Raw genomic sequence first — 23,095 nt, 5'->3', positions numbered from 1 at the left:
TTTCGGTTTGCAAAAATTTAGTCTGTCTATTGGTATAACAACTATTATCTTTAAAAAATGAAAAAAGACATTGTCATCCCCGAAGTAGAAAACGTATTCCTAGCTGCAGTTCAGGAATGGAGTGACGATTTCATGGAAAAAGTATGGTATGCCTATTTAATAAACGATAGTGATTACTTAATAGAAAGTGTCATGGTGGTTTCCAAAGCTTTTGGAACTATTGATGGAGAAATGAAAAAAACATCACTCCTACGTCATGCTTTTGTAGAAGTGCCGCCAGTTTCAGTTGTAAAAATCGAAATGATAGAAAAACGTGTATTGGCACTCAATAATGAGTTCATGCTGACTTTTTTCATAGGAGACAAACTACACGACAAAAAGTACACTTTTAAGGCACATTCGATTAATGAGGATTTTGTGGAAGAAGTGCCTATTTTATTCGTTGACGGAGTTATTGTCAGATAAAAGTTATGTCTTTTATTTTTTTGAATTTCCAAGAAAATAATCCAAAATAGAAATACCTAGAGAACACTAAATTTCTCCATTTTTAATGTGATATTTCTATCTTTCTCCATAAGATCTGCATTTGATTATTAATTTGCAACCTCGCGGTTATCTGGATTAATCCAGCTGATCAGTCAATGCCTTAAAAACAGTTTTTGCATCCTTTCCTTCGTATAGAATGTCGTAAACTGCATTAATAATTGGTGTTTTGGCTCCGTATGCCTGATTGAGTTTATAGGCGCTTTTTGCGGCATAATAACCCTCGGCAACCATACTCATTTCCATCATTGCTGATTTTACCGTATAGCCTTTGCCAATCATATTTCCGAACATTCTATTTCTAGAGAACACAGAATAACCCGTTACCAGTAAATCGCCTAAATAAGCCGAATCATTGATGTTACGTTTCATTTTATGAACCTTTTTAATGAATTTTTTCATCTCTCGAATTCCATTACTCATTAACACTGACTGGAAATTGTCGCCATAACCTAATCCGTGAGCCATTCCAGCTGCAATTGCATAAATATTTTTCAGCATAGCAGCGTATTCGGTTCCTATGATGTCATCTGTAATTTTTGTTTTGATGTAATTTCCAGATAAGTTTTTAGCAACAACTTTAGCTTTTTCATCATCACCACAAGCAATAGTCAGATAAGACAATCGCTCCATAGCAACTTCTTCTGCGTGACAAGGACCGGTAATTACACCTATATTGTAATAAGGAATATCATATTTAACATGGAAATGTTCGCCAACAATTAAACTCGTTTCGGGAACGATACCTTTTATTGCCGAAAAAATGATTTTATCTTTTAATGAAACGGTTAATTTTTCCAATTCAGCATCTAAAAAAGCAGATGGAATTGCAAAGATGATATAATCTGCATAAGCCACAGCTTCATTGATATCACTCGTGAGTTTGAGTTTTTTCACATCAAATTCGACAGAACTTAGATAATTTGGATTGTGTTTGTAGGCTTTAATGTGTTCTATAGCAGATTCATTGCGCATATACCACGAAATCTCCGAAAGATTTACACAAAGCATTTTTGCGATTGCTGTTGCCCAACTTCCTCCTCCAATCACTGCAAATTTTATATTTTCGGCCATTTTTTTATTAAATTTAATCAAAAGTACTTAAAAAAGTAGTGATTATACAAATAAAATTAGAACAAGAAATTTGCATTTTAAGTGTTTTAAAATTGCAATAATTATAGGGATTAGAAAATAATTTTTAATTTTTTACAATTTAATACAATATGTATATCTAACCTGCGTTGTAAGTGTTTATAAATTAATTATTTAACAAATATAATGCAGATTGAATTAGTTGGTTTTGTTTTAGTATTTTAAAAGGCGTCCCCATTATAAAAATGAGAACGCCTTTTTATTTTGAGATACTATCAATCAGCAACAGGGTTATTTGGAATTAATAACTCATTTCAATAATTGCTTTTACCTTTTCTAAAGTAATATTCTGTTTTTCACCCAACGCTAACCACCCTCTATCTTCAAAACGATTTGCAATAAAATCAGCCGTTTTGTGAAATTCTTCCGTGTAATCAGATAATCTAGTTTGCATTCCCATAGTTTGGAAAAATTCGGATGTTTTATTGATGGCTTCGTTTGCGATTTCGTCGTCAGTTCCGGTCAAATTGAAAATACGTTTTCCGTATTGTGCTAATTTCCCTTTTTTGGTTTCAAACATCACCCGGTATAAATTTGGACCTACAACGGCCAACGTTCTGGCGTGATCGATTCCGTACAAAGCCGTTAGTTCGTGGCCAATCAAATGCGTGGCCCAATCGTTGGGCACTCCTTTTTGGATTAATCCATTCAAAGCCATCGTACAGCTCCACATAAAATTAGAAGCCAAAGCATAATCTTTTGGATTTTCAACAACTTTTGCTCCCACTTCAATTAGGGTTTGTAAAATTCCTTCTGCAATTCGATCCTGAAGATACCCTTCATGAGGATACGTAAGATACTGCTCTAAAACATGTGTATAAGCGTCGACAACTCCGTTTTGCAATTGTCTTTTTGGTAACGATTCAATTACGGTTGGATCGCAGATAGAAAATTTTGGAAATAAAGCTGAACCACCAAAGGCTAATTTTTCTTGGGTGGACTCAATAGTAACTACTGCGCCAGAGTTCATCTCACTTCCTGTTGCCGGCAAAGTTAAAATCGTTCCGAAAGGAACCACTTTAGACAAATCTTTAACCAACAATCGCTTTTGAAGAAGATCCATTGGATTTCCATCAAAATGTACTGCAGCCGAAATGAATTTTACACCATCAATTACAGAACCACCACCTACAGCAAGTATTAAATCGACTCTTTGTTCTTTAATAAGTGCAACCGCTTTCATTAATGTTTCAAAATGTGGATTTGGTTCAATTCCTGCAAATTCTACGATTTCAAAACCTTTTAGATTATCGATTACCTGTTGATGGATTCCATTTTTGAAAATACTTCCCCCGCCATAAGCCAAAAGAATTTTTGCTCCTTGTGGAACTAAAGTTGATAATTTTTCAATTTGTCCTTTTCCAAAAATTAAATTAGTAGGATTGTATAATTCGAAATTTAGCATGTTCTTATTTTTTTGAATTCAATTGGTTTAGTAATTTTTCAGCAACTAATTTAGACGAAGCCGGGTTTTGGCCAGTAATCAATAAACCATCAACCACAGCATACGGATTCCAGTCAGCAACTTTGCTGTAGATAGCTCCGTTTTCCTGCAAAGCATCTTCTAATAAAAACGGAACTATATCAGTTAAACCAACGGCTGCTTCTTCGGTATTAGAAAATCCGGTTACTTTTTTACCTTTTACCAGAAATTCACCATTCACTTTTACGTTTTTCAATACAGCTGGGGAATGGCACACAAAAGCCACAGGTTTGTTATTGGTGTAAAATGCTTCAATCAAAGCGCTTGAATTTTTATCATTTACCAAATCCCATAAGGGTCCGTGACCTCCAGGATAAAAAACGGCATCATAATCAGACTCATTTATATCGACTAATTTGAGCGTATTTTTTAGTTTAGCCAGTAATTCTGTATCGCTATCAAATCTTTTGGTGTCCGGAGTTGCGGCGGAAGGGTCTGTACTTTTTGGATCAATTGGCGGCTGTCCTCCTAGTGGAGTAGCAATGTCAATGACGACTCCTTTGTCTAATAATTCGTAATATGGAGCTGCAAATTCTTCTGTCCAAAATCCTGTTTTTTCTCCTGTGTTACCTAATTTATCGTGACTGGTAACAATAAATAATACCTTTTTCATACTTGTTTTATTTAGTTTTTGTGCAGTTACCGTAATGCAACTTGTAGTTAATGCTACAACAGCAAATAGTGCAATTTTCTTCATAATTTATTTTCTTAGTACAAATTTAGGTTGATTATGCTATTAGTAAAAATAATTTAAATTATGTTTGTGATAAATATATTTATATCATGGTCAATTTAGAATGGTATCGAACGTTTAAATCAGTATATAAAAATGGAAATTTTTCTTTGGCGGCGAAAGAATTATTTATTAGTCAACCTGCTGTAAGTCAGCAAATATCGATGTTGGAAGCACATGTAGGCTATAAGCTTTTCAATCGAAAATCCAAAGGTGTGGAGCCAACGGAGTACGCCAAGTTGCTTAATAATTTAATCATTGAGGCTTTAGACCGTTTGGAAAATGTGGAGAATGGTTTTCGTGCCAAAGCATTCAATGCTAATCGTTTACTTTCAATTGGAATTTCCAAACATTTGATGAGCAGTTTGGGGAGTGCTTTGGTTTCAAAATTTGAATTCATTGATTTTAGTTTTCATGAAAACGATATGCTTTTTGAACTGGTAGATTCTAAAAAGCTCGATTTTGCGGTTGTCACTAAACAATATGACACCTTCGATACCATTCAACAGAAAGTGGGGGAAATTAAACAAGTAATAATAGGTTCAAATAATATCGATTCTTCCAAATTAAAATCCGATATTAAAGAAAGAGATTTGATGGCAATCGAATATTGGTTAAACGAGCAAAAATGGTTCAGCCACAATGCTCAAATTCCTCATATCAAACTGTTCTGGTTGCATGTCTTCAATAAAAAAAGACCTTCAATGGTTCCTAATTATATCATTCCCTCCGAATACGAAATGTTGGAAATAATTTCAAAAAACACTGGAATAGCCGTCGTTTGGAATTGCAATGCAAAAAGTTTAATTCAGGAAAAAAAAATTCAGTTATTATGGAACAGTATCGAAATGCCCTGTACAAATGTTTTTTTATTGTCAGGTAAAAACGATAATTTGAATGCTCTTTTCAAAAATATTGAAGTGGAATTGAAAAGAGTTTTATCGTAATTACTTCCTGTAAAAATTATTGTGATCTATATATTGCCAAACTTTCGAAGGCAATAACGGCTGTACATTTTTTCCTTTTTTAATATTGTTGCGAATAAAAGTCGATGATATTTCTACAACAGGCGCATCAATCATATGGATTTTCGGGTGGTTTTGGAATGTCAGATTCTCTTCCTCTGAAGAAATCCTCGGATAGACATAAATATCATGATGCGCCAGAATTGCCTCATAATTTTTCCATTTATGCAACGACTTGAGATTGTCTTCGCCCATGATTAATGAAAATTCGTAATTTGGGTATTTTTCCTGTAGGTGAACTAGGGTATTTATGGTGTAATTAGGTTGTGATAACTTGAACTCAATATCTGAAGGTTTAATTTTTGAAAAATCTTCAGTGGCAAGGTATACCATTTGCAAACGGTGGGAATCATCCAGCAAAGTGTTTTTTTTCTTCAAAGGATTGTGTGGCGTAACCACCATCCACACCTGATCCAGCTCAGCATGCTCCGCCATATGATTGGCAATAATGAGATGCCCAACATGTATGGGATTAAACGTTCCGAAATACAAGCCTATTTTCATAAAAGTTATATCACAAAATTCTTTACCAGTTGATACGCTTCTTCAAGAGCAATATCCAAATCGTAGTTTTTTATAATAACATCAAATTGTGGTGCTGTTGCAAGTTCTACTGAAGCTTTTGCTATACGCATGTTAATTTTGTCTTCACTTTCAGTGGAACGTTCTTTTAGTCTTCTTTTTAGTTCATCTACACTTGGTGGTTTTACAAAAACAGCTAAAGTCTCCTCTGGGAATTTATGCTTGATGCGCAATCCGCCAGCTACATCAATATCAAAAATCACATTTTTTCCTTTAGCCCAAATACGTTCCACTTCACTTTTTAAGGTTCCGTAGAAATTATCGCGATAGACTTCTTCCCATTCTAGAAAATCTTCGTTTTTGATGTGCTTTTTAAACGCTTCAGTAGACATGAAATAGTAATCTTTTCCGTTTACTTCTTCACCTCGTGGTGCGCGAGAAGCAGCCGAAATAGAAAATTCAAGATTCAAATCTTCTTTGCTTAATAAATGTTTAACTATGGTAGTTTTTCCAGATCCTGACGGTGCTGAAAAAACGATTAATTTTCCTCCTGTACTCATTTTGTGTTTATTCTGGAATAAAATCGTCAATCAACGATTTACAATACGTTTAATACTTGTTCCTTAATTTTTTCTAATTCATCTTTCATCTGAACGACTAGTTTCTGCATTTGTGCATGATTGGATTTTGAACCCATTGTATTGATTTCACGCCCCATTTCTTGTGTAATGAAACCTAGTTTTCTACCGTTGGCTTCGGTTCCGTTAATGGTTTCTAAGAAATAATCCAGGTGATTCGTTAAACGTACTTTTTCCTCCGTGATATCTAATTTTTCTAAGTAATAGATTAGTTCTTGTTCGAAACGATTTTCGTCTACATTAACTTTAAGTTCTGAGATCGCAGTTTGTAAACGGTCTTTTATGGCTTGAACTCGCTCTGGATCAAGTGCCAAAGCGTCGGTCATGTATTGGCGAATGTTACCAATTCGCAATTGAAATTCTTTTTCTAAAGACATTCCTTCATCTCGTCTAAAGCTCAAGATGTTTTGTAACGCTTCTTCGATAACAGTTTGGATTTGAACCCAGTCGTTTTCATCGATTTCATCACGTTCTATTTTCATGGTGTCCGGCATGCGAATAGCCATTTTCATCAATTCAGTTTCATCAGCATCAGCATAAACTTCTCTCAACTGGTTAATGTAGGCTTTTATAATTGGCACATTAACTTTGGTAGAAGTTTGTTCAGCGGTACTTTCGATAAAAATAGAAAAATCTACTTTTCCTCTTTCCAGTTTTAGCGCGATTTGGTTGCGTAAACCCAATTCCATTTCGCGGTAAAGAGAAGGCATTCTCACATTCAAATCCAAACCTTTACTGTTTAAGGATTTTACTTCTACCGTGATTTTTTTGGTTGGTAATTGCAAAGTCGCTTTACCAAAACCCGTCATTGATTGTATCATATATTTTTCTAAAAGTGTCCAAAGATAATAAAAAAGTTTTCAGTGCTTCATTTTCGGTTTTTCAGTTTGGCACTGAGAGTTCTAACTTCTTTTTTGTGTAACCAGATAAACCCCTGTAAATATCAAAATTGCCGAAACAATTTTTACCCAGTTCAACTCGTCTTTTCCTAAGCTTATGGCAAAAACACTAGCAAACAAAGGTTGTAAATAAATAAAAACGGCGACCGTGGTTGGTTTTAATTCTTTCATAGAAAGTAAATTCAGCAAATAAGTTAGGAATGTGGAAAAAACAACCACAAATCCTATTTTCCAGCAAATGTCAGTAGGAACTAAAGCCCATTCGACTGCTGAAAATTGGTTCCAGCCAAAAGGCAAAACCATAATAAAACCGAATAAATAAATCCATTTTACAAACGTAAATGCATTGTATTTTTCCATTAGTTTCTTAACGATAATCAGGTAAAAGCCATAAGAAATCGCATTGATTAACACCAGGAAATTTCCAAATCCCGCATTTGTTGCGCTGCCAATGGATTTCCCGTTAAGAATGAGAAAAGCAGTTCCTATTAAACCAAGGATAATCCCAAAAACCATTCGTTTTTGCATTCGTTCCTTCATAATCAATGCCGAAAGTGTCAAAACAATCATTGGTGTTGAAACCATGATTACTGCAGCGCTAATGGGAGAAGTCAGGCTTAAGCCTTTGAAAAAAGTAAGCATGTTGAACGCTACGCCAAAGAAAGCCGCAGCAATAATTCTGGGGAAGTCATTAAGAGCAATTTTTTCTTTGCATGTAAAAAGCCAAACCAGCCAAAACAAAATCAGTGAGCCTCCAGCACGCAGTAGGATAAAGCCGTAGGCGTCAATGTATAATGGCATTACATCTTTGGCAATAGTAAACGTAACGCCATAAATCAAAGAAACAATGGTGGCGCCGATAAGCGCACTATTTCTTTTGGACATTATGCCAAAGCTTTCATTACCTGCAGCATGTTTTGTTGTGTATTACCAATGAAAATTTTACCGTCAATAATAAAAACAGGACGGCTCAAAAAAGTATAATGCTCAAGAATATATTTTTTGAAATCATCTTCAGTTAAAGATTTATTCTTCAAATCCATTGATTTGTATAATTGTGCTTTTTTGCTGAAAAGGGCTTCGTAACTCCCTGAAAGTTCCCTCATTTGCTCCAATTCTTCAACTGTAATCGGATCTTGTTTGATGTCATGAAAAACAAGATTGTTGTCTTTTGGCAATGATTTAATAATTTTTCTGCAGGTATCGCAAGAAGCGAGATAATATATTTTGTTCATACAAATAGCAATTTCTTTGTGCAAAGAAAATTCATTTAAGATGGAAAATGATTATTTTTATCAAAAAATTAAATAAATGGAGCAGACATTCGACGTAAGTACTACAAGCAGAAATATGATTTCAAAATTTCTGGAAGGTTATACTTTAGAACAACTCAACACGATTCCTGTAGGATTCAGCAATAATTTGATTTGGAATATTGGCCACGTTATTGTGACACAACAATTGTTGGTTTATAAACTTTCAGGATTACCCATGATGATTTCAGACGAAATGATCGAGAAATATAAAAAAGGAACCAAGCCGGAACACATTGCCACACAAACTGAAGTGGATGCCATGAAATCTTTGCTTTTTGAAACTATAAACCAAACCAGAGTTGATTTTGATAGTAAAATCTTCAACAATTATACTGAATATCCAACATCAACAGGCTTTATCTTAAAAGGCATTGAAGGTGCAATGGTTTTTAATAATTTTCACGAAGGGCTGCACATCGGTCTTATGATGAACATTAGAAAGTTTATTTAGGGCTTGCTGGCTCAAAAGAATTTTAACTGGTACCCAGCACCTGGGCAGTACTAAAAAATATTATAATTTGGTCTTTAAGAAAATTTAAAAAATTATAGGGACTTAAATTCCCTATAGGTTTATATTTTTTTAAAGACCATTTATTATTTAAGGGCCAAATAATCGTTGACTTCGGTATAAGGCAATAGTAATTCTTTTGGTCCGTCAGCATAGGATGCCGCTTCATAGGGATTATAATAAAGAAGTAATCCTTTATCGGTATAAAAAATATTTTGAGGGAGATTAAATTTCTCGTCTTCAAACATCAAACCAGTTGAATTAATAGAATTATTGGACGGTATTTTATATTTGGTTCTGAATTTTTTCTCGGCGAAAGCTTTAAAAGCATTCTTATCTTTAAATAATTTATTGTTTGGAATAAATTTCCCGGTGCTAGGTTCAAATAGCAGCGAGCGCAACCCTTGATAGCCATGAGCACCTCCCGTATAGGTGTAATGTTTTATTTCTATATTTAATATACTGTCGGATTGGTATTTTAAACGTCCTGTAATGTCAGCTTCCCAACCAAATTTTTCATTCGGAAATTCTTTCTGTAGCTTTTCATAGGAGCCGATAAAAGAGGTTAACAGCCCGTCATAATTCGTCGAAGTATATGGTTTTTCTCCAAAATAAATAATCTCCTTCAATACCGAAAACACTTTTTTATTGATGCTGTCTGCTACAATTGGGACGGCCTTTGCAACAGGTATTTTTACATTGATTTGAGGGCAATTTTCTTTGCAGGGCAAGGTTGTTTTTTTCTTGAAAGACTGGTCTTCAAAAACCAATTCGTTAGAACATCGCGCTGCCGAAAAAAGCAATAAAGTAAAAATTATAAAGTGTTTCATCCTAGAATTGTTAATTAAATACAAAGGTACCTACTTGTGGCTTGGTTAAAATAAATTAAAAGGTAAATTTGTAAAACAAATTTGCATTAAAAATTTAAGATATGAAATTCAATACTAAAGTTATTCACGGCGGTCAGCATCATGATCCTAGTACGGGAGCGGTCATGCCTCCGGTATATCAAACATCGACATTTGTACAAACAAGTCCTGGACATCCGATAAATCCAGATTATGAGTACAGTAGAGCTTCAAATCCAACCAGAAGCGCTTTGGAAAATGCATTGGCCAGTATTGAAAACGGAACACGAGGATTAGCTTTTTCTTCGGGATTAGCAGCCACAGATTGTATTTTGCGTTCTTTCAAAGCTGGAGATGAAATCATTGCGATGGACGATCTATACGGTGGAACATACAGAATGTTTACCCGTATTTATAAAGACTCCGGAATAAAATTCCATTTTGTTGATATGAATGATATAGAGAAATTTAAGTCATTAATTAATAAAAATACTAAGTTGGTTTGGGTAGAGACACCAACCAATCCGTTGATGAAGTTAGCAGACATTCAAGAAATTGCTAAAGTCACTTCCGCAAATAAAATCCTTTTTGCAGTTGATAATACTTTTGCAACACCATATTTACAAAAACCATTAGACTTAGGAGCTGATATTGTGATGCATTCTGCAACTAAATATCTTGGCGGACATTCTGATGTTATTGCAGGGGCATTGATTGTAAAAGACGAAGCACTTGGAGAACAATTGCATTTTCAACAATTTGCAACAGGAGCAACACTTGGGCCGATGGACAGTTTCCTGGTACTTAGAGGAATAAAAACATTGCATTTACGTGTGCAAAGACATTGCGAAAACGGAGGAAAAGTGGTGGCGTTTTTAAGCAACCATCCGAAAGTTAAAACGGTTTATTATCCGGGATTGCCTACGCATCCGTATCATGAAATTGCTAAAAAGCAAATGAGTGGTTTCGGAGGTATGGTTTCGTTTACTTTTGTTTCTGGTAAAAAAGAAGATGCGATTGATTTTCTGGAGAAACTAAAAGTTTTCACCTTAGCAGAATCGCTTGGTGGAGTAGAATCATTGGCAAATCATCCGGCTTTAATGACACACGCATCAATTCCAGAAGAAAAGCGAAAAGAAATTGGAATTACAGACGATTTAGTTCGATTGAGTGTTGGTATTGAGGATGCTGAAGATTTAATTGAAGATTTAAAACAAGCATTGGCTTAAAAATATAGTTAAAAAATAGACCCCACTTCAAAATTTTAGAATTGGGGTTTTGTTTTTTATAAATGGTAGTGTTGCTATTGTAAGTAATAGATATAACCAACATTCAACCAGATTAACCAGTCGTTTGCCTTGTTTTCCTTAAAAAATTTTGGATTTGGATTTAAGCCGTCTACCCAATTGGAAAAATAATATTGGAATCTAAAATCAATCATTAAATCTTGTAAAGGCGTTAATTTATAACGGGATCCTACACTTGAAACTACTGACCAGACCGATCCGCCTTCTGTAGAAAATCCATAAGGACGATCGTCTGTAGGGATTAAATATTTTGGAAATGTAGTTAAGGGTGTTCCCAAAGTTCCCATTGTTGAATAAGCTTCGGCATTATAATAACTGAATTGGGCTCCAAGACTTACAAATGGTCCTATACTACCAATTCTTGCTGTAAAGTCTCTAATACTCAACGGGAAGTATTCCAGTTGCATTCCTATATTTGTAACCGCGGTACTTCCTTTCATTGCGCGCAATTGATCTGCTCCAAGAGAAGTTTTGTTTGGCTCTACCCATTCTCCAAAATGCTCTAATTGGGTTTTATTATAAGAAAGTTCAGATCTTAATTTGAAATGGTCGTTAAAATAAGTTTCCGGAGTATAACAGTTACATTCGGCTTTGTAAGAAAAATTCAGGTAATGAATAATTCCAATTCCCAAACCTGTATTTCCGGAGTTAGTGCTAAAGTCGTAACGTTCACCATAGTCGGATTGAAAGGCCACGGGACCAGCGATAATTCCTACTTCATGTGAAAATCCAAATTGTGCGTTTGAAACATTTGAAAATCCAAATAAAATAAATAAAGTAAAAATTGTTAGTTTGATCATCAGATGAAAAATTTTCAAATCTAGACAAATATATAAAAACATCATTCACCAAATTTAAAAAAGGACTATTAAAAAATAAGTAAACAAATTCTCATTTACTTATGGAAACTATAACGATTTCGTAATAAACCGTAATGGAAATGCAGATTTCTTTAAAATAGGCTAATAAATAGATAATTCTATTGATAAAATAAAAATTTTACGTCAAATATTCTTTTTAGATGTATCTTTGTGAGCACAAACGAAAACGTTTTCTTAAATGTTTATAATCTAAATATTATGTCAAAAAGCATTACTACTTTTATCGAATCGGTTGCCCTAAAAAACCCGAACGAGCCGGAATTCATGCAAGCAGTTGTAGAAGTTGCTGAAACAGTAATTCCTTTTATCGAAGAGAATAAGAAATACCAAAACAAGATGCTTTTGGAAAGAATGGTAGAGTCAGATCGAATTATTACGTTTCGTGTAACTTGGATTGATGATAAAGGAGAGATTCAAGTGAATAGAGGATATCGTATTCAGATGAATTCTGCAATAGGACCATATAAAGGAGGAATTCGTTTTCACCCTTCAGTGAATTTAAGTATTCTGAAGTTCTTGGCTTTCGAACAAACTTTCAAAAACAGCTTAACTACATTGCCAATGGGTGGTGGAAAAGGAGGGGCAGATTTTGATCCAAAAGGAAAATCGGATAATGAAGTGATGCGTTTTTGTCAAAGTTTCATGACGGAATTATGCAAACATATTGGTGCTGATACGGATGTTCCTGCTGGAGATATTGGTGTTGGAGGAAGAGAAGTGGGTTATATGTTTGGTCAATATAAAAGAATTAGAAACGAATTTACCGGTGTTTTGACAGGTAAAGGTATTTCTTTTGGAGGATCATTGGTTAGACCAGAAGCAACAGGTTACGGAGCGGTTTATTTTGCTCAAAGTATGCTGGCTACAAAAGGGGATAGTTTTACAGGAAAAACTGTTGTGATTTCCGGTTCCGGAAATGTAGCGCAATATGCTGCTGAAAAAGCTACTCAATTAGGTGGAAAAGTGGTGACCATGTCAGATTCTGGTGGATATATCTACGATGCTGATGGAATTGATGCAGAAAAATTAGCTCATGTAATGTTAATTAAAAATGAGTTAAGAGGAAGAATTAGTGCTTATGTTACTAAATATCCAAATGCAAAATACGTTGCAGAAAAACGTCCTTGGGAGGTGAAATGTGATGTTGCGTTGCCCTGTGCTACTCAAAACGAATTGAATGAAGCCGAGGCAAAAGCTTTAGTGGCACACGGATGTATCTGTGTAGCTGAAGGTGCTAATATGCCAACTACGCCAGAAGCAGTACTTGTTTTTCAACACGCAAAATTATTGTTTGCGCCAGGGAAAGCTTCTAATGCAGGTGGAGTTGCAACTTCTGGTTTAGAAATGTCTCAAAACTCATTAAGGTTAAGCTGGAGTTCTGAAGAAGTTGACGAAAGACTAAAAGGAATTATGTTGAATATTCATGCTTCTTGTGTGAAATATGGTTCTGATGCTAACGGTTATGTTGACTATGTAAAAGGAGCCAACATTGCAGGATTTGTAAAAGTAGCTGATGCTATGCTTGCTCAGGGAGTGGTATAAATCAAGTTTAATTATAATGTAAATGCCTTCAGTCCGACGTTACGGATTGAAGGCATTTTTTTTGTGTAACAAAATTCTAATACTTTCGTTTGTTCTATATTTGCAAACTAATAGGTATGCAAATAATGAAAAAGAGCGTTTTATGTTTTTTGCTTTTATTTTTTGCCCAGTTGGGTTTTGCCCAAAGTAATTTGTCGTGGCAAGGATATTTTTCATACAATGAAATTAAAGATGTTTCAGAATCTGCAACTTTTATTTTTGCGGCTTCAGAAAACGCCTTGTTTTCAGAAAATAGAACAACAAGTCAAATTAAAACCACCAATACTATTGACGGTCTTTCTGGAGAAACCATTTCCGCAGTATACCACAGCGCAACATTCAATAAAACAATTGTAGGATACGAAACGGGATTGTTAATAGTCATCAATGAAGCTGATGGGAATATGCTTAATGTGGTGGATATAATCAATAAACAACTTCCCTCAAACATAAAAAAAATCAATCACTTAATGGAATTTGAAGGGATTGCTTATGTTTCCTGTGATTTTGGAATCGTTCAGTTTAATTTGACTACAATGCAATTTGGCGACACCTATTTTATTGGTGCAAATGGTGCGGAGATAATTGTTAATCAAACGGAAATTTTGGATGGGTTTATTTATGCAGCTACAAATAATGGTGTAAAAAGAGCCGCTATTTCTAATAAAAACTTAGTTGATTTTAGTCAGTGGGAGACAATTGCTAACGGAAACTGGTCTGGCATAGCAGCATTAGGTGTAGATTTGTTTGCGGTTAATGCTGCAGGCTACATTCATAAATATAATGTGGGTGCAAATTCATTTACAGGGTATTTGGCTCTTTCGTCGCCAGCTTTGGATATGAGGGCAACTGCCGATTATATGGTAGTAGCAACTTTAAATAGTATTTATATTTACAACAGTCAGATGGCATTGGTCCGCCAAATAAACACTAATCAAATTACCGAAAGTACTCCTAGTTTTAATTGTGCAACAGTAATAGGGGATACAGTGTTTATTGGAACAAAGGAAGATGGATTGATTACCACTTCCCTTTCTTCAGCTACAGCTTTTGAGAATACGACTCCAATCGGGCCTTCACGGAATAATATTTTTGCACTTCAAGCGGCATCAAATTCACTTTGGACTGTTTACGGCGATTATACAGTAGATTATAATCCGTATGACTTAGATAGTTATGGCGTAAGCAAATTCAGTGAAGCAGGATGGCTGAATATTTCATATGAGAAAGTTTTGGGAGCTAAATCAATGACCAGAATCACTGTTAATCCAAGTAATGAAAATGAAGTGTATGCTAGTTCTTTTTTTTCAGGATTACTAAAAATTGAAAATGACGAACCTACGATTTTGTACAATCAATTGAATAGTGGACTGGAATCATTAACCTTTGCGGGGCCAAATTATATTGATGTTAGAATAAATGGAGCAGCATTTGATAAATCAGGGAATCTTTGGGTTACAAATAGCAGGGTAAAAAATGGATTGAAATTGTTGAAATCTTCTGGACAATGGCAAAGTTATGCTATGGATGCTATTCTAGACTCGCCAATTGATAATAATTTTGGAACAATTGCGATCGATAAATATGGGACTAAATGGCTTTCAACAAGTGGAGATGGCGTGATTGGTTTTAACGAGACCAGCAATAAATTCAAAAAAATAACGACTGGCCCTGATACCGGGAATTTGCCTGTCTCTGATGTGAGGGTAGTTGCAGTCGATAACAGGAGCCAACTTTGGATAGGAACTACAAAGGGATTACGGGTTTTGTCTAGTGTGGGAAGTTTTCAAACGGAAGACCAGTTGAGGGCTAATCCTATAATTATTTTAGAAGATGACTTGGCGCAAGAATTATTATACGAGCAATTCATCACTGATATTGTTGTTGACGGAGCAAATAATAAGTGGATTGGTACTGCAGATTCAGGTGTTTTTTTAGTCTCGCCAAACGGTCAGGAAACCAAGTATCATTTTACGGCCAGCAATTCTCCTTTGCCCAGTAATGTTATAAATGATATTGACATAAACAGTACAACTGGCGAAGTTTTCATAGCTACTGCCAAAGGTTTAGTTTCTTTCAAAGGAGTCTCAACTGCTGCAAATGATGATTTAAGCAATGCGTATGTATATCCAAATCCAGTGCGACCGGAATATCAGGGAACGGTTAAAATTGCCGGATTACTGGATAAAGCCAATATTAAGATCACTGATATCGAAGGGAATCTGGTTCATGAAACCACTTCCGAAGGTGGGACAATAGAATGGGATACGACTGCTTTTGGCAAACACAAAGTCGCTTCGGGAGTGTATATGATTTTTATTTCGGCGCAAGATGGAGTGGAAACTAAAGTTAAAAAAGTAATGATAATCAGATAGATTACGAATTTCAAATCGTAATATCGTAATTAATATGTTAGTAAAAACCAAAGCCATTGTCATTTCGTCGTTAAAATTTCAGGAAAAAAGCCTGATTGTGAAATGCTTTACACTTTCTCATGGTTTGAAATCTTATTTTGTTCGGGATGCTTTTTCGTCCAGAAAGTCAAATCAGAAAATCGCCTATTTTCAGCCGTTGACCATTCTCGAAATTGAGGCTGTTCACAAAAACAAAGGCACCTTAGAAAATTTCAAGGAAATAAAAATTGCTTCACCTTTTCATTCCATTCATTCGGATATTTATAAAAGCACGATCGTAATGTTTGTTTCGGAAATTCTGCATCATTCGATTCACGAAGAAGAAAAAAATGAGCACCTGTTTACTTTTTTAGAAACAGCCCTGCATTGGTTGGATAACCACGATGAAATTGCTAATTTCCATTTGATTTTGCTATTGGAAACTACGAAATATTTGGGCTTTTACCCCGATATTTCTGATATGGATATGCCTTTTTTCGAAATGAACGAAGGTGTTTTTACCCCATTTCATGCCATTAGTTCGCTTACCGAACAGGAAAGTAATTTGTTTAAAAAACTCATTGATTTAAAATTTGATAACAATCAAAAAATATTCCATGTCATTGAAAGACAAATAGTTTTAAGGATTCTAATTGATTACTACAGTTTTCATTTGGAAGGCTTTAAAAAACCAAAATCTTTAGACGTTTTGAAAGAAGTTTTCTCCTAGAAGGCAATAAAAGGATATTTTGATTCAGTTTTCTCGAATTATTACTCCAATTTCGTCTATTTTCCCTCTTCTTTTCTTTGTTTTATTCAAAATTCCTTACTTTCGCACCTCGATTTAGAAAAGGATAAAATGAGCACAAAATTTACTGAATACAAAGGACTTGACTTACCTACTGTAGCGTCAGAAGTACTTGATTTTTGGAAGAAAGAAAATATATTTGAGAAAAGCGTAACCACTCGTGAAGGAAATCCACCATTCGTGTTTTTTGAAGGTCCGCCTTCGGCAAATGGATTGCCTGGAATTCACCACGTAATGGCGCGTGCTATTAAAGATATTTTTTGCAGATATAAAACTCAAAAAGGTTTCCAAGTAAAGCGTAAAGCGGGCTGGGATACTCATGGTTTGCCTGTGGAATTAGGTACCGAAAAAGAATTAGGGATTACCAAAGAGGATATTGGAAAGACGATTTCCATCGAAGAATATAACGAAGCGTGTAAAAAAACCGTCATGCGTTATACCGATGTGTGGAATGATCTGACTGAAAAAATGGGATATTGGGTTGACATGGAAGATCCATATGTGACCTATAAATCTAAATATATGGAAACGGTTTGGTGGATTTTGAAAGAAATCTATAAGAAAGATCTGATGTACAAAGGGTACACGATTCAACCTTATTCTCCAAAAGCAGGAACAGGTCTAAGTTCACATGAAGTAAACCAACCAGGAAGTTATAGAGATGTAACGGATACGACTGTTGTGGCGCAATTCAAAGTGATTGAAGCAGACAGAGAATTGTTGTTCTCTAAGTTTTATGATTATATCACTTCAAAAAATTTACAGCATTACAAGTTAGAGGCTTTGGATTTAGATGAAATCTATTTTCTGGCGTGGACGACAACGCCTTGGACATTGCCGAGTAATACGGCTTTGACTTTAGGTCCAAGAATCGAATATGCTTTGGTAAAGACATTTAATCAATACACTTTCCGTCCGGCAACATTGATTTTGGCTAAGAATTTAGTTGGTAAACAATTCGGAAAAGGTTTCTTCGAAAGTTCTGAACCAGCTGATTTTGAAAATTTCAAAGAAGGCGATAAGAAAATTCCTTATCAAATTCTTGCTGAATGTAAAGGAGCTGATTTGGTTAATATACGTTACGAGCAGTTACTGCCATTTGTTTTACCATACCAAAATGCAGAAAATGCTTTTAGAATAATTTCAGGCGATTTTGTTACGATAGAAGATGGGACAGGAATTGTACATACAGCGCCAACGTTTGGTGCGGATGATGCAAAAGTAGCTAAAGAGGCAAGTCCGGAAGTACCGCCAATGTTGGTTCTTGACGAAAATGGCACTCCGGTTCCATTAGTAGATTTACAAGGAAAATTTACATCGCATGTGGGTGAATATGCCGGTAAGTACGTCAAAAATGAATATTATAATGATGGTGAAGCACCGGAACGTTCTATAGACGTTGAAATCGCTATTCGATTAAAAGAAGAAAATAGAGCCTTCAAGGTTGAGAAATACGTGCACAGTTACCCACATTGTTGGAGAACAGACAAGCCTATTTTATATTATCCTTTAGATTCTTGGTTTATAAAAATCTCTGAAGTTAAAGACAGAATGTTCGACTTGAACGAAACGATCAACTGGAAGCCGAAAGCTACTGGAGAAGGACGTTTTGGGAATTGGTTAAAAAATGCCAATGACTGGAATTTGTCGCGTTCAAGATTCTGGGGAATTCCATTGCCAATTTGGAGAACTGAAGACAAACAAGAAGAAATATTAGTCGGCTCTGTCGAAGAATTATACAACGAAATAGAAAAGTCGATTGCAGCCGGTTTTCAAAAAGAAAATCCTTTCAAAGGTTTTGAAATAGGGAATATGGCGGAGGAAAACTATGACTTAGTTGATTTGCATAAAAATGTAGTCGATGAAATTATTCTGGTTTCTGCTTCAGGAAAAGCAATGACACGTGAAGCGGATTTGATTGACGTTTGGTTTGATTCGGGTTCAATGCCTTACGCACAATGGCATTATCCTTTTGAGAACAAAGATAAGATAGACGAGAATAAAGATTTTCCTGCTGATTTTATTGCGGAAGGGGTGGATCAAACACGAGGCTGGTTTTATACATTACACGCTATTGGAACTTTGGTTTTTGATAAAGTAGCGTATAAAAATGTAGTTTCTAATGGACTGGTTTTAGACAAAAACGGGCAAAAAATGTCTAAACGTTTAGGGAATGCTGCGGATCCTTTTGAAACATTGAAAGAATATGGTCCGGATGCTACCCGTTGGTATATGATTTCGAATGCAAATCCTTGGGACAACCTAAAATTTGACCTGGAAGGAATTGCTGAGGTTCGAAGAAAATTCTTTGGAACATTATACAACACGTATTCCTTCTTCAGTCTCTATGCTAATATTGATGGTTTCAAATTCGAAGAAGCGGAGATTCCATTAAATGAAAGGCCTGAGATTGACCAATGGATCATTTCGGAATTGAACACATTAATAAAAGATGTTGATGGTTTTTATGCCGATTACGAACCAACGAAAGCAGCCCGTGCAATCTCTGAATTTGTACAGGAAAACCTGAGTAACTGGTACGTTCGTTTGTGTAGAAGACGCTTCTGGAAAGGAGATTATGCACAAGATAAAATTGCAGCTTATCAAACACTATATACCTGTTTGTTAACCATAAGTAAACTAGGTGCGCCTATTGCTCCATTCTTTATGGACAAACTTTACAGAGACTTAACTTTAGCAACACAGTCGGAAAAGTACGACAGTGTACATTTGGCGGAGTTTCCAAAACACGTTGAAAACTTTGTTAATAAAATGTTAGAGAGCAAAATGGAGAAGGCGCAGACCATTTCATCATTGGTTTTGTCGCTCCGAAAAAAGGAAATGATAAAGGTGCGTCAACCCTTGCAAAAGGTAATGATACCAGTACTTGACGAGAATCAAAGAGCTGAAATTGAAGCCATTTCTGACCTTATAAAAGCAGAGGTAAACGTAAAAGAAATCGTACTTTTGGATGATGCTTCGGGTGTTTTGGTAAAACAAATTAAACCTAATTTTAAGGCACTTGGACCGCGCTTTGGAAAGGATATGGGTTTGATTTCTAAGGAAATACAAGGGTTTTCTAAAGATCAGATCAGTCAGTTGGACAAGGAAGGGAGTCTGAATATTGTTATTGCAGGAAATAACGTAACTTTAACATTAGAAGATGTAGAAATAACATCACAAGATATTGAAGGTTGGCTGGTAGCCAATTCAAACGGAATAACGGTTGCGCTTGACATTACAATTTCTGAAGAATTAAAACAAGAGGGAATTGCCAGAGAATTGGTAAACAGAATTCAGAATATCCGTAAAGATTCGGGATTTGAAGTTACTGATAAAATTAAAGTTCAATTGAAAAGAAACGGACTTTTAGAAAAGGCAATCCTTACAAATGAAGCGTATATAAAATCAGAAACATTAACCAGTGATTTGGTTTTTGCAGATGAAATAGAAAACGGTACAGAAATAGAGTTTGACGAAATAAAAACAATGATATTAATTACAAAATAATATAAAGATGGTAGACGAAATAGCAAGATACTCTGACGCTGATTTAGCAGAGTTCAAAGAGATAATCCTTAACAAAATTCAAAAAGCACAAGCAGATTTAGATTTGATAAAAAGTGCTTACATGAATGATTTGAACAATGGGACTGACGATACTTCGCCTACATTTAAAGCCTTTGAAGAGGGAAGCGAAACGATGTCAAAAGAGGCAAACTCACAACTGGCGATTCGTCAGGAAAAGTTTATTCGTGATTTGAAAAATGCACTTTTCCGTGTAGAAAATAAAACATACGGAATTTGCAAAGTAACGGGCAAATTAATAGGAAAGGAAAGATTGAAAATCGTTCCTCATGCAACAATGAGTATTGAAGCAAAAAACTTGCAACGATAAACTTCTTGTTAAGCAATATTTAACGCTCCATTGGGAGCGTTTTTTTTGATTAAATTGTTACTTTTGCGCCATTAAAATTTATAAAATGTCATTACGAAAAGCGTATCTCCTTATTTTTATCATATTACTTGTCGATCAAGTTTCAAAAATATACATTAAAACTAATTTTATTTTAGGCGAAGAAGTTGAAGTGTTTAAATGGTTCAAAATTCTTTTTATCGAGAATGAAGGAATGGCATGGGGGACCAAAATCCCGGGTGCGTATGGAAAATTATTCCTGACACTTTTTAGATTGGTTGCCGTTGGAGGAATTGGATATTGGTTGTGGGATTCTGTTGAAAGAAAACACAGTTCTAATTATTTAATAGTTGCAATTGCGTTAATTCTTGCAGGTGCTTTTGGGAACATAATAGATTCTGTTTTCTACGGAGTTATTTTTGATGACAGTCACCAGCAACTGGCTACTTTGTTTGCGGACAAACCCTATGGAACTTGGTTTCATGGTCAAGTGGTAGATATGTTTTATTTTCCTTTTTGGCATGGAATTTTACCAGGTTGGGTGCCAATTTGGGGCGGAAAAGAATTTACCTTTTTCAATGCTATTTTCAATATTGCCGATATGGCTATTTCTACAGGAGTGGGAATCTTGATTTTTTTCAATAAAAAAGCATTTCATCACAAACATGACTGATTTTTAAAGCATTAGTTCACAAAATAAAAAAGACCTATTTTCAATAATTTGAATAGGTCTTTTTTTTGTTTATTTATTGTGTCCTGGGGCATAACGTTTAGCACTTTTTCCTCCATATATTTTTTTGGCTTGTCCTGGTGGTAGCCTTTTGGTCTTGTAAGTGGCTCTATTCGAGTTTGTTCCCACTCTAACAGCACAGTTAGATAGTGAAATAGTGAATACAGCAATTAAAATAATTGTTGCAAATTTTGAGTATTGAAATTTTTTCATAGCTTTAATTAGGCTTTATATATTGCGAAAGTACGGATTAAAAATTAAAAGGAGTGAATTGAGTTTGGAGTCACACAATAATCCAGTTTGACATCGCCTTCGAAAATATCTGAAATCAATTCTTCGGGCTCGAAGAAAGAAAGACCAATTTTGATTACATCAGGTTTGCAATCAGATAAAAATTTATCGTAAAATCCTTTACCATAGCCCACTCGGTTTCCTTTTTTGTCGAAAGACAGAAGCGGCACAAAAACTACATCAATTTTAGTAGAAGGAACTTCAATTCCAGCAACAGGTTCGGGAATATTATATTGATTTTTCTTAATTTTAGTATTGTCAGTCAATAGAAAATGAGTCATGTTTCTCGTTTCAAAATCGGCTTTCGAAACAATGATTTCCTTGTCTTTCCCTGATAGCAAGTGCAGAATAAATTCGGTGTTAACTTCCTTGTGTTCCGTAATTGGAAGAAAAATATGGAAATAGGTTTTCCCCCAAATAGGAAGCGCCAATACTTTATTGGCAATAGCTAAACTCATTTCTTCTAATTCATTTTCCGAAAGTGAATTTCGCAACGCTTTGTGTTTAAGTCTTAATTCTTTTTTATTCTTCATCTTCTTCGATAGTGTTGGACATGTGATAAATGGCATCGCCTTCATAAACTATAGGCGAATGATTGGCATTGATTACGTAACCGTCATTTGGTGCTTTTACTTTTCGTTCAAACTTTCCATAAGGGTCCGTTATCGTAGCAAGGATAGTTCCTTTTTTAATAAATTTCCCAATTGTATTATAGTCGTGCAACAATCCGGAGCATTTAGCTCTTATCCAGCCGGATTTTTCAATATAAATGGTGTGCGATTTTTGTTTGACTACTGTATGCTTTGGGTCCAGCATATCAAGATGAGCTAATAAACGCTTTGCACCATTTACACCCTCATCGGCTATATCATTGTTGATATCTAGTGATTTTCCGCCCTCAAAGAGCAACATTTTGACATTCATTCTTTCGCTAGAACTTCTAAAAGAGCCCATAATGTTTCTGGAGTATAAGGTAAAAGGGGCGTTAAAAACATCGGCTAGTACTTTTAATTCTTCATTATTGTGAGCCACACGAATTTGTGGTGCGTTGAAACGGCTCGCTCCACCAGCATGAAAATCTACAGCATACTCTACAAGTGGCATGATTTCAGCTAAAATATGAAATGCAAAACGGCTTGCTAAAGAACCGGTTTTGCTTCCGGGAAAGACTCGGTTTAAATCACGACCATCAGGGAATTCTCTGGATTTGTTGACAAAGCCATACACGTTAATTATTGGAATACAAATGACTGTACCTCTTTTGGGTTTGTTTATTTTTTTATGGATAAGCTGTCGTACGATTTCCACGCCATTAATTTCATCACCATGAATTCCTGCTGAGAAAAGCACTACGGGTCCATCAAATTTGGATCTTCTTACGATTATAGGAATGTTAAGTTTTGTGGTGGTATGTAATCTGGCAATTTCCACATTGATGGTTTTACTTTCGCCGGGAATAATGCTTTCGCCAAAAAGGACTATAGGTGTGGTATTGATTTTTATCATAAGGTATTGAAAAGA

General features: G+C 35.2%; 23 protein-coding genes. 10 read left to right on the top strand and 13 right to left on the bottom strand.

The genetic code is table 11. The features are described 5' to 3' along the window. Positions 1-57: 57 nt before the first annotated feature. Positions 58-465: a hypothetical protein gene (locus ACNQGN_RS03450; protein ID WP_417986459.1), complete on the top strand. Its 408-nt coding sequence runs from the start codon at positions 58-60 to the stop codon at positions 463-465. A gap of 156 nt (positions 466-621) precedes the next feature. Here ACNQGN_RS03450 and ACNQGN_RS03445 read toward each other — a convergent pair whose 3' ends face one another. From ACNQGN_RS03445 to ACNQGN_RS03435, 3 genes are all read right to left on the bottom strand, one after another. Further along, the gene (locus ACNQGN_RS03445; protein WP_417986458.1) at positions 622-1,617 is read right to left on the bottom strand and encodes an NAD(P)H-dependent glycerol-3-phosphate dehydrogenase; all 996 of its coding nucleotides are present in this window, start codon (positions 1,615-1,617) and stop codon (positions 622-624) included. 319 nt (positions 1,618-1,936) lie between these two features. Continuing rightward, positions 1,937-3,100, bottom strand: coding sequence for an iron-containing alcohol dehydrogenase (locus ACNQGN_RS03440; protein WP_417986457.1), 1,164 nt, complete (start codon positions 3,098-3,100; stop codon positions 1,937-1,939). Positions 3,101-3,104: 4 nt separating this feature from the next. Further along, positions 3,105-3,875, bottom strand: coding sequence for a type 1 glutamine amidotransferase domain-containing protein (locus ACNQGN_RS03435; RefSeq protein WP_417986456.1), 771 nt, complete (start codon positions 3,873-3,875; stop codon positions 3,105-3,107). 86 nt (positions 3,876-3,961) lie between these two features. Between ACNQGN_RS03435 and ACNQGN_RS03430 the strand changes: the two genes are divergently transcribed. Beyond that, positions 3,962-4,858, top strand: a complete 897-nt coding sequence (locus ACNQGN_RS03430) for a LysR family transcriptional regulator (protein WP_417986455.1) — start codon at positions 3,962-3,964, stop codon at positions 4,856-4,858. Here ACNQGN_RS03430 and nadD read toward each other — a convergent pair whose 3' ends face one another. The 5 genes from nadD to ACNQGN_RS03405 all read right to left on the bottom strand — a co-directional run bounded on the left by nadD (position 4,859) and on the right by ACNQGN_RS03405 (position 8,230). Next, complete coding sequence (gene nadD / locus ACNQGN_RS03425; protein WP_417986454.1) at positions 4,859-5,440, bottom strand: nicotinate (nicotinamide) nucleotide adenylyltransferase; 582 nt, start codon at positions 5,438-5,440, stop codon at positions 4,859-4,861. It lies immediately after the preceding gene. Positions 5,441-5,445: 5 nt separating this feature from the next. Next, positions 5,446-6,018, bottom strand: a complete 573-nt coding sequence (gmk, locus tag ACNQGN_RS03420) for a guanylate kinase (RefSeq protein ID WP_417986453.1) — start codon at positions 6,016-6,018, stop codon at positions 5,446-5,448. A 38-nt stretch (positions 6,019-6,056) separates the two neighbouring features. Next, positions 6,057-6,917 carry a YicC/YloC family endoribonuclease gene (locus ACNQGN_RS03415; protein ID WP_417986452.1) on the bottom strand — a complete coding sequence of 287 codons (861 nt, stop codon included), beginning with the start codon at positions 6,915-6,917 and terminating at the stop codon, positions 6,057-6,059. An 81-nt stretch (positions 6,918-6,998) separates the two neighbouring features. Then, positions 6,999-7,880: a DMT family transporter gene (locus ACNQGN_RS03410; protein ID WP_417986451.1), complete on the bottom strand. Its 882-nt coding sequence runs from the start codon at positions 7,878-7,880 to the stop codon at positions 6,999-7,001. Beyond that, a complete protein-coding gene (locus ACNQGN_RS03405; RefSeq protein ID WP_417986450.1) occupies positions 7,880-8,230 on the bottom strand; it encodes an arsenate reductase family protein in 351 nt (116 codons plus the stop codon). Before ACNQGN_RS03405 ends, ACNQGN_RS03410 begins: the two co-directional genes overlap by 1 nt. Positions 8,231-8,306: 76 nt before the next feature. Between ACNQGN_RS03405 and ACNQGN_RS03400 the strand changes: the two genes are divergently transcribed. Beyond that, positions 8,307-8,762 (top strand): DinB family protein, encoded by a 456-nt coding sequence (locus ACNQGN_RS03400; protein ID WP_417986449.1) that lies wholly within the window; start codon positions 8,307-8,309, stop codon positions 8,760-8,762. A 143-nt stretch (positions 8,763-8,905) separates the two neighbouring features. Here the strand turns inward: ACNQGN_RS03400 and ACNQGN_RS03395 are convergent, their stop codons facing one another. After that, entirely contained in the window at positions 8,906-9,649 is a 744-nt protein-coding gene (locus tag ACNQGN_RS03395; protein ID WP_417986448.1) for a DUF3298 and DUF4163 domain-containing protein, read from the bottom strand. 101 nt (positions 9,650-9,750) lie between these two features. Between ACNQGN_RS03395 and ACNQGN_RS03390 the strand changes: the two genes are divergently transcribed. Beyond that, positions 9,751-10,896, top strand: a complete 1,146-nt coding sequence (locus ACNQGN_RS03390) for a cystathionine gamma-synthase (RefSeq protein WP_417986447.1) — start codon at positions 9,751-9,753, stop codon at positions 10,894-10,896. A 74-nt stretch (positions 10,897-10,970) separates the two neighbouring features. On the opposite strand, the gene ACNQGN_RS03385 is transcribed toward ACNQGN_RS03390, so the two are convergent. Next, positions 10,971-11,774, bottom strand: coding sequence for a THC0290_0291 family protein (locus ACNQGN_RS03385; RefSeq protein ID WP_417986446.1), 804 nt, complete (start codon positions 11,772-11,774; stop codon positions 10,971-10,973). Positions 11,775-12,053: 279 nt separating this feature from the next. On the opposite strand from ACNQGN_RS03385, the gene gdhA reads away from it, so the two are divergent. The 6 genes from gdhA (at position 12,054) to ACNQGN_RS03355 (ending at position 21,226) form a co-directional block, all read left to right on the top strand. Next, a complete protein-coding gene (gdhA, locus tag ACNQGN_RS03380) occupies positions 12,054-13,397 on the top strand; it encodes an NADP-specific glutamate dehydrogenase (RefSeq protein WP_417986445.1) in 1,344 nt (447 codons plus the stop codon). Between the two features lie 125 nt (positions 13,398-13,522). Further along, positions 13,523-15,811, top strand: coding sequence for a type IX secretion system anionic LPS delivery protein PorZ (porZ, locus tag ACNQGN_RS03375; RefSeq protein WP_417986444.1), 2,289 nt, complete (start codon positions 13,523-13,525; stop codon positions 15,809-15,811). 34 nt (positions 15,812-15,845) lie between these two features. After that, positions 15,846-16,559, top strand: a complete 714-nt coding sequence (recO, locus tag ACNQGN_RS03370) for a DNA repair protein RecO (RefSeq protein ID WP_417986443.1) — start codon at positions 15,846-15,848, stop codon at positions 16,557-16,559. Positions 16,560-16,688: 129 nt separating this feature from the next. Next, complete coding sequence (ileS, locus tag ACNQGN_RS03365) at positions 16,689-20,147, top strand: isoleucine--tRNA ligase (RefSeq protein WP_417986442.1); 3,459 nt, start codon at positions 16,689-16,691, stop codon at positions 20,145-20,147. 7 nt (positions 20,148-20,154) lie between these two features. Further along, positions 20,155-20,535, top strand: coding sequence for a TraR/DksA family transcriptional regulator (locus tag ACNQGN_RS03360; RefSeq protein ID WP_082014118.1), 381 nt, complete (start codon positions 20,155-20,157; stop codon positions 20,533-20,535). Between the two features lie 85 nt (positions 20,536-20,620). After that, the gene (locus ACNQGN_RS03355) at positions 20,621-21,226 is read left to right on the top strand and encodes a lipoprotein signal peptidase (protein ID WP_417986441.1); all 606 of its coding nucleotides are present in this window, start codon (positions 20,621-20,623) and stop codon (positions 21,224-21,226) included. Positions 21,227-21,295: 69 nt separating this feature from the next. Here ACNQGN_RS03355 and ACNQGN_RS03350 read toward each other — a convergent pair whose 3' ends face one another. The 3 genes from ACNQGN_RS03350 to ACNQGN_RS03340 are packed head-to-tail and all read right to left on the bottom strand — an operon-like array spanning position 21,296 to position 23,080. Further along, entirely contained in the window at positions 21,296-21,496 is a 201-nt protein-coding gene (locus ACNQGN_RS03350) for a hypothetical protein (protein ID WP_417986440.1), read from the bottom strand. A 44-nt stretch (positions 21,497-21,540) separates the two neighbouring features. Continuing rightward, positions 21,541-22,107 carry a 5-formyltetrahydrofolate cyclo-ligase gene (locus ACNQGN_RS03345; protein WP_417986439.1) on the bottom strand — a complete coding sequence of 189 codons (567 nt, stop codon included), beginning with the start codon at positions 22,105-22,107 and terminating at the stop codon, positions 21,541-21,543. Continuing rightward, positions 22,097-23,080 carry a succinylglutamate desuccinylase/aspartoacylase family protein gene (locus tag ACNQGN_RS03340; RefSeq protein ID WP_417986438.1) on the bottom strand — a complete coding sequence of 328 codons (984 nt, stop codon included), beginning with the start codon at positions 23,078-23,080 and terminating at the stop codon, positions 22,097-22,099. Before ACNQGN_RS03340 ends, ACNQGN_RS03345 begins: the two co-directional genes overlap by 11 nt. Positions 23,081-23,095: the final 15 nt, after the last annotated feature.

This window comes from Flavobacterium rhamnosi (genome assembly GCF_048286515.1).
Classification (GTDB): Bacteria; Bacteroidota; Bacteroidia; order Flavobacteriales; family Flavobacteriaceae; genus Flavobacterium.
Note: the sequence above shows the minus strand (reverse complement) of the source record. Positions and strands in the feature narration are given on the sequence as shown.